General features: G+C 44.4%; 20 protein-coding genes, 2 pseudogenes and 1 riboswitch. Of the genes and pseudogenes, 3 read left to right on the forward strand and 19 right to left on the reverse strand.

What is annotated here, in order from left to right:
- Positions 1-125 precede the first annotated feature (125 nt).
- The 7 genes from yidD to A3739_RS22765 all read right to left on the reverse strand — a co-directional run bounded on the left by yidD (position 126) and on the right by A3739_RS22765 (position 6445).
- Positions 126-380 carry a membrane protein insertion efficiency factor YidD gene (gene yidD, locus A3739_RS28330; protein ID WP_231876684.1) on the reverse strand — a complete coding sequence of 85 codons (255 nt, stop codon included), beginning with the start codon at positions 378-380 and terminating at the stop codon, positions 126-128.
- A gap of 53 nt (positions 381-433) precedes the next feature.
- On the reverse strand, positions 434-1825 hold the full coding sequence (locus A3739_RS22740; RefSeq protein WP_068480557.1) for a peptidoglycan DD-metalloendopeptidase family protein: 1392 nt from the start codon (positions 1823-1825) through the stop codon (positions 434-436).
- A 157-nt stretch (positions 1826-1982) separates the two neighbouring features.
- A complete protein-coding gene (locus A3739_RS22745; protein WP_068480554.1) occupies positions 1983-2387 on the reverse strand; it encodes an acyl-CoA thioesterase in 405 nt (134 codons plus the stop codon).
- Positions 2388-2430: 43 nt separating this feature from the next.
- Positions 2431-3261 (reverse strand): sulfite exporter TauE/SafE family protein, encoded by an 831-nt coding sequence (locus A3739_RS22750; RefSeq protein WP_068480551.1) that lies wholly within the window; start codon positions 3259-3261, stop codon positions 2431-2433.
- Positions 3262-3319: 58 nt separating this feature from the next.
- Entirely contained in the window at positions 3320-4348 is a 1029-nt protein-coding gene (locus A3739_RS22755) for a methionine synthase (RefSeq protein ID WP_068480548.1), read from the reverse strand.
- A 26-nt stretch (positions 4349-4374) separates the two neighbouring features.
- Entirely contained in the window at positions 4375-5382 is a 1008-nt protein-coding gene (locus tag A3739_RS22760; RefSeq protein WP_068480545.1) for a DUF1852 domain-containing protein, read from the reverse strand.
- 154 nt (positions 5383-5536) lie between these two features.
- On the reverse strand, positions 5537-6445 hold the full coding sequence (locus tag A3739_RS22765) for a LysR family transcriptional regulator (protein WP_068480542.1): 909 nt from the start codon (positions 6443-6445) through the stop codon (positions 5537-5539).
- A 130-nt stretch (positions 6446-6575) separates the two neighbouring features.
- Between A3739_RS22765 and A3739_RS22770 the strand changes: the two genes are divergently transcribed.
- On the forward strand, positions 6576-7349 hold the full coding sequence (locus A3739_RS22770) for an NAD(P)H-flavin reductase (RefSeq protein WP_068477541.1): 774 nt from the start codon (positions 6576-6578) through the stop codon (positions 7347-7349).
- A 12-nt stretch (positions 7350-7361) separates the two neighbouring features.
- On the opposite strand, the gene A3739_RS31505 is transcribed toward A3739_RS22770, so the two are convergent.
- The 3 genes from A3739_RS31505 to A3739_RS22780 all read right to left on the reverse strand — a co-directional run bounded on the left by A3739_RS31505 (position 7362) and on the right by A3739_RS22780 (position 10103).
- The gene (locus A3739_RS31505) at positions 7362-7583 is read right to left on the reverse strand and encodes a cysteine-rich CWC family protein (protein WP_082878553.1); all 222 of its coding nucleotides are present in this window, start codon (positions 7581-7583) and stop codon (positions 7362-7364) included.
- Positions 7584-7744: 161 nt separating this feature from the next.
- A riboswitch (cobalamin riboswitch) is annotated at positions 7745-7970 on the reverse strand.
- A 113-nt stretch (positions 7971-8083) separates the two neighbouring features.
- Positions 8084-8419, reverse strand: coding sequence for a hypothetical protein (locus A3739_RS22775; RefSeq protein ID WP_082878554.1), 336 nt, complete (start codon positions 8417-8419; stop codon positions 8084-8086).
- 757 nt (positions 8420-9176) lie between these two features.
- Positions 9177-10103, reverse strand: coding sequence for an alpha/beta fold hydrolase (locus A3739_RS22780; protein WP_068502926.1), 927 nt, complete (start codon positions 10101-10103; stop codon positions 9177-9179).
- 130 nt (positions 10104-10233) lie between these two features.
- Between A3739_RS22780 and A3739_RS22785 the strand changes: the two genes are divergently transcribed.
- On the forward strand, positions 10234-11253 hold the full coding sequence (locus A3739_RS22785) for an AraC family transcriptional regulator (RefSeq protein WP_068502929.1): 1020 nt from the start codon (positions 10234-10236) through the stop codon (positions 11251-11253).
- Here A3739_RS22785 and A3739_RS22790 read toward each other — a convergent pair.
- From A3739_RS22790 to A3739_RS22805, 7 genes and pseudogenes are all read right to left on the reverse strand, one after another.
- Positions 11235-11714 (reverse strand): TlpA disulfide reductase family protein, encoded by a 480-nt coding sequence (locus A3739_RS22790; protein WP_197469263.1) that lies wholly within the window; start codon positions 11712-11714, stop codon positions 11235-11237. The genes A3739_RS22785 and A3739_RS22790 overlap by 19 nt on opposite strands.
- Positions 11715-11784: 70 nt before the next feature.
- Positions 11785-12024, reverse strand: a pseudogene (locus A3739_RS28340) (helix-turn-helix domain-containing protein); the annotation flags it as partial.
- Positions 11958-12317, reverse strand: a pseudogene (locus tag A3739_RS31510) (cyclic nucleotide-binding domain-containing protein); the annotation flags it as partial. The pseudogenes A3739_RS31510 and A3739_RS28340, both read right to left, overlap by 67 nt.
- 12 nt (positions 12318-12329) lie before the next feature.
- The gene (locus A3739_RS28350; protein ID WP_068763385.1) at positions 12330-12512 is read right to left on the reverse strand and encodes a hypothetical protein; all 183 of its coding nucleotides are present in this window, start codon (positions 12510-12512) and stop codon (positions 12330-12332) included.
- A 16-nt stretch (positions 12513-12528) separates the two neighbouring features.
- Positions 12529-13491, reverse strand: a complete 963-nt coding sequence (gene hemN, locus A3739_RS22800; protein ID WP_082878557.1) for an oxygen-independent coproporphyrinogen III oxidase — start codon at positions 13489-13491, stop codon at positions 12529-12531.
- Entirely contained in the window at positions 13492-13944 is a 453-nt protein-coding gene (locus A3739_RS28355) for a hypothetical protein (protein WP_156502775.1), read from the reverse strand.
- Between the two features lie 50 nt (positions 13945-13994).
- Positions 13995-14630, reverse strand: coding sequence for a histidine phosphatase family protein (locus A3739_RS22805; RefSeq protein ID WP_068503002.1), 636 nt, complete (start codon positions 14628-14630; stop codon positions 13995-13997).
- A gap of 105 nt (positions 14631-14735) precedes the next feature.
- On the opposite strand from A3739_RS22805, the gene A3739_RS22810 reads away from it, so the two are divergent.
- Entirely contained in the window at positions 14736-15017 is a 282-nt protein-coding gene (locus A3739_RS22810; protein ID WP_068502282.1) for a pyrimidine/purine nucleoside phosphorylase, read from the forward strand.
- A 65-nt stretch (positions 15018-15082) separates the two neighbouring features.
- On the opposite strand, the gene A3739_RS22815 is transcribed toward A3739_RS22810, so the two are convergent.
- Together A3739_RS22815 and proC are read right to left on the reverse strand one after the other, a co-directional pair.
- Entirely contained in the window at positions 15083-16381 is a 1299-nt protein-coding gene (locus tag A3739_RS22815; RefSeq protein WP_068502930.1) for a CinA family nicotinamide mononucleotide deamidase-related protein, read from the reverse strand.
- Positions 16382-16413: 32 nt separating this feature from the next.
- Positions 16414-17244, reverse strand: coding sequence for a pyrroline-5-carboxylate reductase (gene proC / locus A3739_RS22820; protein WP_068475962.1), 831 nt, complete (start codon positions 17242-17244; stop codon positions 16414-16416).
- Between the last annotated feature and the right edge of the window lie 14 nt (positions 17245-17258).

The raw sequence follows: 17258 nt of genomic DNA on the forward strand, positions 1-17258 counted from the left end.
TACCCTTACTAGTTTTAAATTATGTTGGGTACCCATAGATTACCCTTAGTGTGTTACGTAGCGAGACCAAAGTCTTTTGATTCCAGAACCCCGTCCAAATCCTTAGTTGCCGTTAAAGAGCGACCTTAGCTCTTATCGAAGTTTGATAGCTTCTTAGTCGAACAACATGGCGGCACCGGGTCGTGACCGCCAGGATGCATAGTATGGCACCGAGACAGCCGGTTTATTGTTAACCAAACTCCTTTAAGCGCGCCATGAGTTTTTAGAGCTTCGACGGCATATTCTGAACAAGTTGGCGTAAAACGACAACGAGGACCAATAATGGGGCTAATAAATAATTGATAAAACTTTACTAACAGGATCAATAGCGCTACTGGCAAGCGCTTAATCTTCTGAAGATAGCTAGCTAGATCCCTTTTCACTAACAAAAATCCTAACTCGCCGAAGATGAAATCACAGGGGGCTCCTTCGAACTCTTCGCTGAGTTGTATTGATGAGTTTCTTGTTTATGTTTATCCGTTGTTTGCTCATCTAGATACACAACTTTTTCTTCGCTAAGCATTAAATCTCGCATATCCGCAACATATAAATGAAAGTCTTTGATCTCGCTATTGGGAATCGATTTAAGCATAGGAATATCTGCGGTCATTGGATTAACTGGCCGACCTTTGATGTGCAACTCATAATGTAAATGAGGACCAGTAGAGCGACCTGTATTTCCAGAAAGAGCAATGACTTGACCACGTTCAACCTGCTGACCTTTCTTTACCAGTATCTTGCTAAGATGAAGAAATCGTGTCGAGTAAGGGCCAAACTCATCTATATCAATATATTTACCTGCGTAGCGATGGGAGGCAACACGGGTGACACGACCATGTCCTGTAGAAAGTATCGGCGTGCCAGTTGGCATCGCAAAATCGACCCCATTATGAGGCTTCACCCTTCCGGTAACAGGGTGGACTCGTCGAGGGTTGAAATGCGAGCTTATGCGATATTTCTTTTTTGTTGGATAACGTAAAAGTGCGGGTACTAAGCTTTCGCCCTGTGCGTTGTAGTATGAGCCATCACTGTGTAGGTAGGCGCCAAATTCTTTCCCCCTAGATAGAACGCGTGCAGCAAGCAATCGATCTTTACCGATCGTCTTTCCTTCAACAGTCTCGCGTTCCATGATGACTTGAAAGTGGTCACCAGCTCGTAGGTCTCGTCTAAAGTTGAGGGAGCTTTTGAGAAGCTGAGTAATCGTCATAACACCGTTATCGGTTAGACCTGAAGATGAGGCCGAAACATAAAAACTGCCGTCTATCTGCCCACGTGTCACCTCGGCAATTTTGTCTGTTGGAGTAAGCTCTTCTTGGTATATGAAATCATCGTTATTGTATTGATACGTAACTGTCTTACTTGGATCAACGATGCGAGACAAGGCTTCGAGTCGATTGTCTTCACGCTCGATACGAAAAATCAGTTGATCCCCTGGTTGTAAAACATCCAGCTCTAAATACGGTTCATCAGCCTCTATAATTTCATATAGCTCGTTGATAGAGAGCTGCTTTCGCTTGAATATCGCCTCTAGGGTATCGCCTTCCACTACTGTGTAACGCTGGTCTCGAAACCGTTTTTCTTGCGATTTTTGAGGGAGATGATTATTTGTTGAATCCTGTTTTTGATCGATGAGCTCAATAGGAATGATGCGTTGATTAGTGGTAGAAGCTGATGGTGATGTAGAGCTGACACTGTACCAAAGCAAGCTTATGAGACCAATAAAACCGAAAGATACTTGAATTCGACCAATGAGCAGCTTATTAAAAGTGATTCTGTTACGTCGCATTTTTTATTCATTTTTCTTAATGAGGAAACCATCCATAGCCGATATTAAACCTTAACTCCCTCTGATATGTATTTACTATCATCGCAACGAGAATCAATATAGTTACGATATAACATATCATTCTATTCTACTTAGCTCGCATAGCAACAGTAAGATATCAATCAGTAAATTCCATTACTGGCGTGGGCTGCATATTTTGATCGACCGCTACAAACTTAAACACGCCACTGATGGCCTTGGTTCTGCCATCGTGATACATACTCTCAACCCACATTTCAACCCGTACTGTTAAGCTCGTTCGCCCCACGTCTGCGACTGAAGCAATAAGTTCGACCACACTTCCAGCCGGTACAGGATGCTCAAAGTCGATTCGGTCGCTGCTAACCGTGACTAGACGTTTGCGTGAAAAGCGGGTGGCAGAAATGAATGAAGCTTCGTCCATCCATTGCATTGCTGTGCCACCAAACAACGTATCGTGATGATTTGTCGTGTCAGGAAAAACCGCTTTAGTAATACGTGTAAGGGAGAGTTCCTTACGTTTTTCGAAAATTGAATCGTTCATTATTATCCATCAACTTTTTAGGCAACTATCAGCCAAACATCATTTACAGCGCCAACTGAACTAACATTCGAATACCTGTAATAAGCAATACAACAGCAAATACTTTTTTCAGTTTAGCCGCATCCAGTTTCGCGGCAAGCGATGCGCCAATTGGTGCAAAGAAAACAGTAAGCGGAACAATACAGATGAAACCAATCAAATTCACGAGACCATATGTACCGACAGGAGCATCGCTTGGTGTGGTTCCCAATAACAGCATCGTTAACGCGCCTGGCAAAGATATGATAAGACCAATCGCCGCAGCCGTACCAACCGCCTTGTGGGCTGGATAATTGTATAGCGTAAGCAAAGGAACAGATATTGTCCCGCCACCGATACCAACCATGGAACTAAAAAACCCAACGGACGTCCCCATCACTGATTGTCCAGCTTTGCCCGGCAAACTTGTAAATAACGCTGACTTTCCTGTTCTAAATAACATATTGAGCGCGGATAAGGTCGCGATCACACCAAATAGCATTGTCAACCACGTACCATCGACGCGCGTAACTAGCCAGCTGCCCACCAACACACCAACGAAGATGAATATGGCCCAACGTTTTAGCAGACCAAAATCTACGTAACCTTTACTGTGATGAGACCGAATGGAGCTGATTGAAGTAGGCACGATCGTCGCCAGTGAGGTGGCAGTTGCCACTACCATGGAAGACTCGGGACTGACGCCAAAGCTCTGAAACAAGAAAAACAATACAGGTACGATGACGATTCCGCCACCAACGCCTAATAATCCGGCAAGGATACCAGCAAATACTCCTGTCGCTAACAAGGCTAAAAAGGTGGGAAAGTTTTGTGTTAAAAATTCAATGATACTCATCAGTGACTACTTCTGCTTTGAGTGGTTTATCTAGGTTTGCTCACAATTGTTTTGACTTTTAAGCGGCCAATTCTCGTCTGACGATATCGGCACCAGCGCGTAAGGCTTCAAGTTTTCCTCTTGCAATTTTTCGGGATAATGGGGCCATGCCACAATTGGTGCACGGATAGAGCTTATCTGCATCGACATATTTCAAAGCGCCTCGCAAAGTCTCAGCGACCTCTTCGGGCGTTTCGATAGTTTCATTTGCTACATCAATGGCACCGACCATCACTTTCTTGCCTCGAATAAGTTCAAGAACCTCAACCGGTACGCGACCGTTATGGCACTCTAACGAAACAATATCGATATTAGATTCTCGTATCGATGGAAATGTCTCTTCATACTGTCGCCACTCCGAACCTAAAGTCTTCTTCCAGTCTGTATTGGCTTTAATGCCATAGCCATAACAAATGTGTACAGCGGTCTCGCATTTCAGACCTTCAATCGCCCGCTCTAAACACTTAATGCCCCATTCGTTGACCTCATCAATGAAGACGTTAAATGCAGGCTCATCAAACTGGATAATATCAACACCAGCCGCTTCGAGTTCCTTAGCCTCTTTGTTTAAGGCAATGGCGAATTCCCAAGCCAGTTTTTCACGGCTCTTGTAGTGCTCATCGTAAAGCGTGTCCACCATCGTCATAGGACCGGGAAGCGCCCACTTTATTGGCTGTTTGGTTTGTTTGCGTAAGAACTTCGCATCTTCAACAAACACTCCTTTCTGGCGACTCACTGGACCAACAACAGTCGGCACACTCGCGTCATAGCGATTTCGAATCCTAACCGTTTTGCGCTTATCAAAATCAACGCCGCTCAGGCTCTCTATGAAAGTCGTTACAAAATGCTGACGCGTTTGCTCACCATCACTCACGATATCTATTCCTGCATTTTCTTGCTCCTGCAAGGTAACGCGAAGTGCATCTTGTTTACCGGAGACTAAGTCCTCTCCCTCCAACTTCCATGGTGACCAGAGTTTTTCAGGTTCCGCTAACCATGAAGGCTTGGGTAAGCTACCAGCCGTCGAAGTAGGTAATAATTTTTTCATCATGAATTTCCGTCTTTTTAGGCCAATCACGAGGCTAGGTTTTGTAAAACATCGTTTGATGGGGAAAAGTTTGCCGACCATTTTTCTAGAACATTCTGGTAGGGCTTTATAAAATTCTCCTCAGCAAACTTCCCTTGCTTGATGGCTAACTGACTACGTTCCTGTCTGTCATAAACAATTTGCGTTAAGGAATGATCTGAATGCTTCAATTTTGGCTGATAGTGATTACCCGCCACCGCGTTAGCGTTGTAGATTTCAGGCCGATAGATTTTCTGGAAGGTCTCCATCGTACTGATGGTACTGATCAACTCTAGATTGGTGTAATCGCTAAGCAAATCGCCAAAGAAGTAGAACGCAAGCGGCGCGACACTGTTTGGTGGCATAAAATAACGCACTTCAAAGCCCATCTTTTTGAAGTATTGTTCAGTCAAAGAAGATTCGTTTGGTAAGTATTCAATGCCTAAGACAGGATGACCGTTTTCTGTACGTTGATAAATTTTATTATCAGACACACTCAGACAGATAACAGGCAGCTTGTTAAAGTTCTTTTTGTAAGTATCAGAGCAGATAAAATCTTTGAATAGATTGCCATGTAGATCGCCAAAGTTATCAGGAATACTAAAATGATCCTGGTCTTTATTATGATCCAAAAGCAGCACGCTAAAATCATAATCCCGAACGTAAGATGAGAAGTTATTCCCTACAATGCCTTCAATTCTCTTATTCGTAAGGCGGTCAACAACATAAGTCTTGAGAATTTCTATCGATGGAAATTTTTCACCATTTCCTTCGATATCCATGTCGACCGATACAATCTCCAAGTCAACTGAATAGCGATCACCTTTTGGGTTGTCCCAATTAGCGAGAGCGTTGAATCGGCTATCCACCATTCTCAAGGCGTTTCGCAGATTCTCTTTACGGCTTTCACCTCTCGCCAGGTTTGCGAAATTAGTTGTGATTCGAGTACCGTCTGATGGACGATAGTGTTCATCAAACTGAATTGTCTTAATTGTGTATGTAAACCCTTTACTCATGGTGACCTGACCTCCCGTATACATGCTATGCCGCATTTAAAACTGTATATAGTTATACCCAGATCAAATCATGAATAAAATTGATTTTATTTCATTATTTTATGAGTTTTTATCATACTTAATTGGAGCGAGAGGATAGAACCTAGCGAAAAACCTAGGTTTTACCGGTTGATATCGGATATTCGTAGCCACGTGCCATTTCAATAAATGCATTGAGATACTTAATATCGCCATCACTTTCACGCGTCCCCACGAATATCTGCTTGGCAATGCCCTCTCTACCTAAACGCACCACACTTAAAGGAAGCTTTTTACAATACTCCTCTGCTAACCAACGTGGCAGAGCAGCCACACCGCGCCCACAAGCGACCATCTGTAACATGATCTCGGTCGTCTCACTGGTTTTGTGAAGTCTGGGCACGACACCCGCCGGATTAAGGAACTGGCTATAAATATCGAGTCGATCAGTGGCGACCGGATAGGTCAGTAAAACCTGGTCTCTTAAATCTTCTGCTTCTGCATATTGGCATCCAACTAAATCGTGCCCCCGAGGCACAACCAAGACCTGCTCATAATCAAATACAGGGGTGAAATTTAGGCCGCTTTTATAAAACGGATCTGGCGTCACCAATAGATCAATTTCGTAATCTAACAGTGCGCCGACACCACCAAACTGGAACTTCTGTTTTACATCTACATCCACATCTGGCCACGCATCCAAGAACGGAGAAACGATTTTTAACAACCATTGATAACAAGGATGGCATTCCATACCAATTCGCAATGTGCCTCGCTCACCTTGCGCCATTTGCTTGAGCTTTTCTTCAGCATGATCTAGCAAGGGAAGCACGCGATTCGCGATATTTAATAGATAACGACCTGACTGAGTGAGACGCAAACTGCGCCCTTCTCGAAACCAAATTTCGGCGCCGAGATTATCTTCCAGCTTTCGCATCGTGTGACTTAAAGCGGATTGCGTCACGCAAAGCGCTTTAGCAGCCGCCGTTAATGATCCGTTCTGTTCAACGGCGTGCAGAATTCTAAGGTGAGTACGTTCAATCATCGTTAAGTTCAGCAAACATCATGCATGAGAAATATTAATCGGTACGTGAAAATATACCATTTTTACTCATCATAAAAGTCCTCTAAACTTGCTAGAACTCGATTATTGAAATAGTAATGATGGCTTTGATATGAACAAAGTTGCGAATAAAGTTACGCACGAATGTCAGGTCTTGAGCGCAGAACCCTTGACCAAAGATACCCTAGAGATTGAATTACTTTCTCCCGTCGGCACCTCGCTGAATTATCATGCAGGGCAGTATCTGCAGCTGGAACTCGATCTAAATGATGATGGAGAACCACAAGCGTTTTTTTATACCATTGCGAATCGTTGCGACCCAAACCAAGCTCGTCGAATACAACTGTATATTCAGAATGGTAGTGAGTTAGCCGGTAGAATATTGAAACACCTTACAAAATGTCTTATCGATGGGGCATCAGTGTCCGTGACCTTACCGATGGGGCAGGCTTTTTTGCAAACCAACCTTAATCAAAGGCATCTATTGATCGCCTCGGGATCAGGTATCGCGAAGATTAAATGCTTAACCGAAGAGGCTCTTACAAGACAACCTAAAGCACTGATCAATATCTATTGGTCGAATAGACATATCGACGACTTCTATCTGCTAAACCAATTTCAAGGCTGGGCAAAACAACATAAGAACCTCACCTTTACGCCGATCTTAGAAACAGAAAATAGTGAATGGAATGGCCGCTCCGGTTATATCTATGAGGTGATTGAGCATGATTTTGAAGACCTCGACAATACCAAGGTTTATCTATGCGGATCGCCCCAAATGGTATACGGCACTATCGATAAACTTGAATCCAAAGGCCTTAACGAAGCAAATTGCTACTCCGATGTTTTTGAATACGCGCCTAGAGAACGACGAATAGCAATTTAGGAATTGGACAGTTCAGTTCAACGCCCTTGCCCTATAGGAAGGGTTCTCTGGTAACAATGTTTTAATCTCAAGCAAACACGCATGGCACAAGCAGCCTTGCCAATGTTCCAAAATAAACGCCATTTGTTCTCTAGATAAGTGGACATCGCTACAGTGGCAAATTGTGATTGATCCCATTTTACATTCAAAGGGTGATCCACAACGGGGGCATTTGATTTCTTCATGGTTCGGCATATTTCTTTACAACGCAAATTGAACTCGGTAAACGGTCCTTTGCGAAAAAAGAAGAAACTACAGGAGGCAAGATAAGCGGTAACACTAAGCTTGCTTAAGGCAACTAAAACCTGTCTTTCTATACCTCATGATCGCGAAGGCATGAAAGTTCACCCAATAGTTTGTGGATGAACTGCGTTGGCAGGTCTTCGGACTTAAGGGCAAATAAGCTGAGCTTAGTTTTCTACGGCGACGGCTTCCCGGAGCTCTTTCCAGTGCCTGATCTTAATCTATATGAGATACCAATCGTGTCGCTTTCGTTCCCTATTACCGCTGCGCGTCAGTTCTGGATTCTCACCAGATTTCCTCTTAGCACAACCTGTAGATACCCTAAGGCATCTATTTAGTAGGCGTGAACCAATGCGGTACTGAATATAAGTTTACTGGCCTAATTATGCAACTAGTGGAGCACTAGTCGCCATGACTCAGCAATTCAAATTAAAGAAGCGTTGTGACTCTATCTATACCAGTTCTATAGGACCATGATCATCACAATGCCCGTTGTGCACGTGGTGTAACCTGCCATCCACTAAATAATCTATGTGATCTCCATGAGGCACCGCTTCGTGGCCACAACCTGGACCATGAACATGATCTCCGCAGGAGTGTAAAGGCTTACACCCATCTGGATTAGCGTCACTAACCTCGATGGTATGTTCATCGTAGTGATCTTCATGAAGGTGGTGTAGATGCCCGTCATGAATATAGTCGATATGATCGCCATGACGAATCGCAGTATGTCCACAGTTTGGGCCATGAATGTGATCAGGGTGGGATGAAGTGTTTGAGCAAGACATAGTATTCCTCCACAATCCGAATATTAATCAGCGGTCTATGTCAGTTTAGTCGACTATGAATGCCTTAGTATCAAAAGTACTCAGGTGATAAGATCATTTTGTTATTACTAACATTGAGCTTCAGTCATTTAGTGCGCTTCTATCTTTAAGCACACATCGAAAAACAAGCGATTTTCAGGTCTGCAATGTCTGTTTAGGTAATTGAACTAGGTCAAAGTTAGACCAGAAAACTCGGCCAAATACTAAACCGATCTCTAATGACGGTTTAGGAGGTATTTCTACCAAATTGGAATGACCGCTTTCTCATGAAAGTGAATGCCCGCAAACCAAGATTTCTTTCCTGACTGAAGGTCCGCTTTCCTATTGAAGCGGGCATTGTGTTCAGAGAGCCGCCAAGGTCTGCTCTTGTCTATTTTCATGCATTCGCAAAGTAGATTCCGGATACCCCAGGGCTCCCTCTCTTGCGCGTTGCGCAATTCACCTTGTCGCGCTTCGCTGTCCGGAATGACGCAATGGAACGAAGGGATAATCGCGTTGAGCGCGTAAGCGATCCGGGTCGCCTTTGGGGTGTTGGGGTCTTTGGCGAAACAAAGACCCTGACTTGCCGTCGGCCAGCGCCGACAGGAACAGAAGAATGAGCCTGATGTTACCCTCTAAAAACAACAACCACTTATGCCTAACCGTAGACAACACTCACAAAACAAAAAAAGCCGCTACTAGTTTCCCAATAGCGGCTTCATTTCATCAATGCTTGAGTCTAGCTACCGATAAAGTCTCGCATTAGTTCAGCTGTTTTTTCTGGTGTTTCAACCATTGCTAAGTGACCAATACCAGGCAATACAACCTTCTTAGAGTTCTTCACCAGCGCCGCATATTCATCAATATTCTTGGCACTAATCACCTTATCTCCTTCTCCCCAAATGATTAGGGTTGGCGCGGTGATATTAACGAATTCTTTGTCTAAGCCTTTAGTGAGGTCTGAACGAATGTCTTTAAAAATCTTTTCGTTGATCGCTAGTCGAGACACCGCTATTTCAGCCTCCGCTTTTGCAATCGCATCGGGAATAAATGGCTTCACTTCCATGACAAACTCTAAGACCCGATAAAAGTCTTGTTCAGTTTTTGCGATCAAAGGATTGCTCCCTTGCTCGAGAATTTCGTCCATCTGCGAAGGCTGAGTATGCACACCTGCTGGACTGATTAAGGTAACCGATAACACTTGATCTGGATGACGGGCTGCGTAAAGTGATGAGATAGCGCCACCCATAGAATTGCCCACCAAATGGAACTTCTTGATATCTAGCTTCGCCATCAAAGCATTCACAAACGCAACTTGATCAGCAATATGGTAACTCGCGTTCAGATCTTGCTTGTTTTCACCATGCCCCATTAGATCTGGAACAATCACACGATACGTCGAACCGAACTGCTGCGCTAGACGCAACCAATTCGTTTTACTACCACTAAAACCATGCAACATTACTAGAACTGGGGCATCAGCGTTATTATCGTATAAGGTGACTTGCTGACCGTTTACTTCAATTGTTTCGTGAACGAGACCAGCTTTTTCGGCCTCCATGTTGAGTGCCCACGCCCTAAACTCAACACGCTTTTCTAAAAATAGGGCATTCGCTCCCATCAAAACAATTAACACAGCAGCGAGAAAAATGATTACCTTCTTCACATTATCTTCCTTATGGAACAGTTTATTTGTATTTATTTTGTACTTTTCGCACGCATCCTAGTAGACAGCTCCTAGCCCCTCTATGGTAAGCTGCGCTTCAAGTTGATAAATTTGGCCAAATAATAAGATTATGCCAACGAGATCAGTATTAGGGTTATCGTATACCGCACAGCTTTTTAAGTCTCTGGGTTTTGACAGCGATGCTGTTTTAAATAGCAACGGACTAAACGTCGATCGTATCGATCCGCAAGCGCGCATCACACGCAGCAAAGAGCTTGAAGTCTATCAAGACTTAGTCAAATTAAATCCCGACCCTCTCATCGCCCTCGAAATCGGTCCTTTCCTTGGGCCTGCTGGCTACGGCCCATTCGCAATGTTACTTAGCAGCTGTAAAGATGGCTATGAATCTTGCCAGATGGGTATTCGCTACCAATCTATGGGCTATATGTTCGGCGAAATGAGTTTTTCTTTGGCGACTGATAACTCGTCACTACGTTTCGACCCCGCAATGCTTCCCGAAGATGTGCGCGAATTTGTTTTGTACCGCGACATGGCAGGATGCGCGAAGCTCGTCCGTGACATCTATATGATGAACGGAATCGATTTTCAAATCGTTGAAGTTCACCTGACTGTCACGCCAAAAAAACAAGATCGTATTAAGTTTGAAAAAGCTTTCGGCTGCCGAGTGTTGTTTGGCATGCAAAGCAATCGCATACTGATTCCAACCGCGCTACTGAAACAGCCCTTCCCTCAAGCGAATAAAAACGCATTCGACATGTATCGTGAGCAATGCGAGCAGATTCTGTTCGAATCAAGTCAAAAAGAAGAAACGCTCACTGATGCATTGAAGAACTATCTTTTGATGTTTAGTTATGACATTCCTAAAGCCAAGGAAGCTGCTCAAACCTTTGGTATGTCAGAACGAACTTTACGCAGAAAGTTAAGCGACGAAGATAGCAGCTTTCAGAACGTGTTGGATGAAGTGAGATTCGAGAAAGCAAAACGCTGGTTAAGCGAGTCACAATTAAGTATTGAGCTAATCGCTCTGAAACTGGGTTACCAAGAAGCCGCCGCGTTTAATCATGCCTTTAAGCGCTGGAGTGAACGAAGTCCTTCGCAGTATCGTAAGGATCATTCCTCTAAGAGATAGTTCACCGCTCTTTTTACTTTCGGAATGTGATCAGGCTTGAAACCCTGAAACGAACCAATCACCTCTCCTCGTTGATCTATAAGAAACGAGGAAGGTAAACCGACCAAGTGATATGCCCGCTGTGTCTTTCCTGTTTTTTCTGTCAGTACGGTATAGTCAACCGGATAATCCGCTAGAAATCCAAGCGCCTCAGCTGAGTCTTCATCTAAGTTAATCGCAATCACTTGAAAGTCGTCTGGTGAGAATTCCTTTTGCAAGCGATCTAGCGCCGGTAGCGATTGTCGGCAAGGCCCACACCACGACGCCCAAAAATCGAGATAGATAACCGTACCACGGTAATCACTCAACCGATGCATCGTGTCGTTAGCTAATTCTTTAAGATGAAAATCAGGCGCTGCTACGAAATCGGCCCGTGAGATTGAGGAAATTAGAAGAAGTAAAATAAAAATGAGATGCTGCATTCTCATTACCAATGCGATACCAAATGTCCTAAGACTTAATGATAAAGCATTGGTTCAAATGAAACAGAGCTTAGACGCACATTTGGTTGCAGCCGCCGAGCACACCGAGTGCTGGTAAATCAAGAATCTGCAAATCGGTTCGCTTCACATCAATCAACCCGTCTCGCTGGAAGCGTTTGAACAAACGACTGATGGTTTCCGGAGCAAGATTAAGATGATTAGCGATATCTCTACGTGGCACCATTAAATTAAAGCGCGTATCAGAATATCCGCGTTCTTTGTAACGAGCAGATAAAGTAAACAAGAAGGTTGCAAGCTTCTGATCAGCCGCGTGTTATTGTTGTTTTTCGTGCCCGCTTTGCACTTCTTTACGAGTACTGAGAGCAAGTGGTGTTGTAAGCCAGGAATTTGCAACGCAAGTCGTTCGAGCTTCAAATATTTGATAGCACAAAGGCTAGATGTCCCAAGCGCAATCACACTAGAGGGATGCGAATTTTGGTGCAGCGCATCTAGTCCGAAAAGTTCACCTGGAAGATGGAAGCTTGCGATATGCTCCGAACCTTGGCCATCATTGAGCACAGTTTTGAACATGCCTGATTTAACCGCATAGACATACTAAAAATTTTGACCTTCTGAGTAGACGCGTTCACCTTCATGGTAAACCCTTCCCGCATCAACAATTTCTTCTAGCGATGCCATCTGAGCAGGATTCACACCTACTGGTAAACACAACTTTCCAAGCGCACATTCACCACGTTTCAAGTCGCTAATCGTAGCTAGTCTTATTCCCTGATCCATAACCGCTCGTTTTTATTTATACTGTTTTACTGTATCGAGGTATTTCAACATTCTGTTGTTCTCCTCTTGCCAAATAATGATCAAACGTCATCGCAATATTTCTTAAAAATACGCGACCAAGTTCGGTCACTTGGATGCCGTCATTGTTTAACAGCACCAAGTCATCTTTGACAAACTGAGATAGATTTTCTAAATCTCGTTTAAAATATGTATCGAAGTCAATCAAATGTTCGTTACCAAATGCAGCCTTGCTAATAAATTCACCGCACATAATCCGCTGAATAAGGTCTGATCGAACGATATCATCAGACGACATAATCAGTCCTTTGTAGAGCGGTAATTCATCATTTGCTAACTGCTCTCTGTACTCAGATATTTTAGTCACGTTTTGACTAAAGCTGTGATTCACCTTAGAGATAGCGCTCACCCCAAGGCCGATCAAGCCTGTTTCAGCATGCGTAGAGTAACCTTGGAAGTTATGCTGCAACGAGCCGTTTTCTTGTGCTTTCACTAAGCTGTCGCTTGGCAGAGCAAAGTGATCCATTCCGATATAGCTATACCCTTCATCACCCAAGCCAACAATACTGTCACTGAGAATATGAATCTTCTCTGCACTCGATGGAAGTTCTTCTGCATTGATCAAATGCTGAGCAGGCATTCTATCTGGCATATGCGCGTAGTTATAAAGCGCTAAGCGATCAGGCTTAATCCGCAAAACTTCTTTCAGTGTTTCATCAAATGAAGCACGAGTCTGCTTCGGTAATCCATAAATTAAATCAAAAGAAATGGAGCTGACACCCAAAGCACGAGCGCGCGCTACAAGCGCCTCGATTTGTTCAATACTTTGTTCACGGTTCACCGCTTTTTGTACTTCTGGATTAAAGACCTGAATACCAAAACTAAAGCGATTAAAGCCTAGGCCCACTAGTTCATCGATGTCATCTACTGTGACGCTTCGTGGGTCGATTTCGATGCCCATCTAAAGCTTTTGAGGAAGTCCAAAATGGAAAGATTGTGCGAGTAACTCTAGGATCTCTTTGATCTGATCAGTGCTCATAAAGGTCGGTGTGCCGCCACCAAAATGAATCTGTTCGACTAAGCGACCACTTTCAAATAATGGCGCTTTTAAAGCGATCTCTTTACTTAGCAATTCAATATATTCATCCGCTCTAGACATATTTCGAGTCACCACTTTGTTGCAACCACAGCAATAACAAAGCGATGCACAAAACGACACGTGAATATAAAGGGACAAGCTTCTAGGAACTGGGTGCTGATTACTCTCAGTCACCTGCTCAAGATAACTACCTAATGGGAAGTCATCACGAAAATGCAGCGCCGTCGGGTATGAAGTATAACGAGGACCATAACCTTCATACCGTAAGAGAAAATCGTTGAGTTGATCAGCATTTATCACGAAAGTAGCCTGCAAAAAAAGTATCTTGGCGCAGTCTACCTAGTTTGCAGGCTTGTTCTCTTGATCTAAATCAACCTAGTTTGATGGAAACGCAGCTGCGCTGCACTTTGTTCTTGGTCACCTTCACTCTTCGGTTCAGACCAATGATATATAATAATGCGGCTCACGTTTGCATAAGGCACATCAAAGCTCCAAAGTTTACTGGTTGGCATGCCTAATACGTGAGTCAGAATGGCACGTATGACGCCGCCGTGGCACACCAACAAGCGGTGTTGTCCTTTACTTTGTTCAACCAGATCTTCCCAAGCACCATGTACTCGTGTCACGAACTGACTGAGCGGTTCTCCGCCAGGAGGCGTATTGTTCTCGGGATCTTGCCAGTACTTAGAAAACGCCTCTTTGTTTCCTTCCATCAATTGCTTATTGGTGAGGCCTTCCCACTCGCCAAATGCAATTTCACGAAACTCTGCATTGATATCGAGATCTAGCGACAGTTTATCTGCCAGTTCACCGGCAAAATAACGACATCGCGATAAAGGCGACGAGACAATACTTGCCCAAGGAGAATGCTCACCTACGGATGTTCGCATTTGCTCCCAGCCTAGCTCTGAGAGTGGATCATCAAGCGTGCCACGAAGTTTTTGCCCACCTTCAGGCTCTCCGTGTCGTATCAGGTCAATAATCGTTTCTGTATTCATCATGTTTCGTCGATTTTGTTCGGCATTTGAGCAAGCTGCGCGTATACTACGCGCCAGTTTTTTGGCCACTCGCGCTCGCGTAGTTGACGTTAATTTTGGAGAATCAGCATGTTATCAGTTAATGAGTACTTTGACGGCAAAGTAAAATCAATCGCATTCGAAGGCAAAGATCTACCTGCAACAGTAGGTGTAATGGTTGCCGGTGAATACACCTTCGGCACAAGCCAAAAAGAATACATGACTGTTGTCGCTGGCGAGCTTCAAGTTAAGTTGCCTGATAGCGACGAATTCGTCAGCTTCACAGATGGCCAAACATTTGAAGTTGAAGCAAATCAGTCTTTCGATCTAGTCGTCCCGACGGATACTGCTTATCTTTGCAAATACGAGTAAGTAATTAAACTCGTGCCCTATGGGTCGCAAATCTACGCGGCCCATAATTTTTCATTTCCAGCGCACTAATTCTTGTTCTTTAAGCTACGTTCTTTGAAATATGCCGCTTCTTCATTGACTTGCATCAGCTCACGACGCAATAGATCGAAACCCAAGGCCGCAACGAGTATTTGAAAGCGTTTTCTGTCTACTGGAAAGTAGAAACAGTGTGCCTTTATCTCACTCTTACTTCCCCACGCCACCCATACAGTACCGACAGGTTTATCTGTTGTACCACCTTGAGGCCCAGCTATTCCTGATACCGCGACACCTAAATCAGCGCCGCTTCGATCCAAGGCGCCTGATAGCATTTGTTCTACAACCGCTTGGCTAACCGCGCCATGTGCAATTAATGTCGCTTCTTCGACGCCGAGCATCTTCTGCTTCATTTCATTGGAGTAAGTAACAAAGCCAGCATCAAATACGCCCGAAGCGCCATCAAGCTCGGTCATCATAGAGCTGATCAGTCCGCCCGTACATGACTCGGCAAAGGTCACACGTTTGCTTTGCGCTAACAATAAATCTTTCACGACATGCGCAATGCTGCGATTATCATCGGTCACAATATGCGCGCCAAATAATTGCTCCACTTGTTCAGAAAAATGCTCGAGCAACGCATAGTCTTGCTCATGATTTGCTTGGAGCTTTAACTCCAACATTGGCAATGAAGCGCGAAACCCAAGCTCCAATTCTTTTGGAAGTTTCAAACCACTCTTAAAAACACGCTCTTGAATGCCTGACTCACCCATTCCAAAAACACGATATCGTTGTCGCTTCACTTTGGCATTCGAGTCTAAAGGTAAACGCGGGAGAATCTCCTCACTAAACATTGTTTTCAGTTCTGATGGGACTCCAGGTGTGCAGTAAACAGTGCATCCATTAATCTCAGCAGAAAAGCCAACAGCTGAACCTGTGGCATTAGGAACTAAACCTACCCCGTCAGGCAAAATAGCCTGCTTTTTGTTGGCTGCATTGAAGGCAATATTTTTACTTTTGCACCATTGTTCAAGGTCCGCCATTGCCTGCGGATGTTCAAGCAAATCAACGCGCATAACATTGGCTAGGGCTTGTGCTGTGAGATCGTCAACAGTTGGCCCCAAACCACCATTCACAACAAGCACATCAGAAAAACCCGCAATGCGCGCTATTTCCTGCTCAAGCAAGGCTAAGTCATCCCCAACAGTTGCCTTGTAGTAAATCGTGCAACCAAAGGGGCTAAGGGCTTCAGCTAACATTGCCGAATTGCTATCGACAATGTCACCACTCATTAACTCATTGCCTGTTAATAGCAAAGAGAGCTTTATAGATTGTTGTTCGTTGCTCATAGAATTCTCTGACGATACGCAGCGCAATATAGTTATTTACCGAGAAGCGCTGCCATTTCAATAGAGCGATCAGCACACGCTGTCATCGCTTTTTCAACCAGCTGAGGCAGACCTTCATTTTCGAAAACATGAATAGCACGTTCAGTTGTGCCGCCGGGCGACATGACGTTTTTCTTTAATTGTTCTGCTGGCAGATCACTTCCGAGCACCATTTTGGCTGACCCAAGTGCTGTTTGTGCAGCTAATTGCTTCGCATCTTCTGTGGATAAGCCAAGTTTCTCAGCAGCCTTCGCCATCTCGGAGATCATCAAAAAGAAATATGCCGGACCGCTCCCTGATACTGCCGTGACCGCGTGAATCAGCTCCTCTGAGGCGACCCATCTTGCAACACCTATTGCAGCAAAAACATCTTCAACCGCTTGCTTTTGCTCGGCACTGACTTTCTCAGTCGCATACAAACCACTTGCGCCCTCTAATACTTGAGCAGGCGTGTTTGGCATCACGCGTACAATCGCAATGTCTTCACCTAGCCATTTCTGCAAACTTGAAACTTCGATTCCTGCTGCAATCGACACCACTACAGGAGATTGCGCGGCCAAAGCGTCTTTCATCGGTGCAATCACCGCCTCGAGGACCTGCGGCTTCACACATAACAATACGATATCAGCAGCACGTACCGCTTCGACATTATCAGTGGTTGTACTAATGCCAAGCGTTTCAGCCATCTGCGTCAACTTATCCTGGCTTGGATCACTTGCGGTCACACGCTTTGGGCTCACGCCATTCTCAATCAAACCTCCGATAATCGCGCTTGCCATATTGCCAGCACCGATGAAACTAATATTCAGTTCGTCTAACTTCATTCTTTGTTTCCCGT

It is taken from the genome of Oleiphilus sp. HI0067, assembly GCF_001635735.1.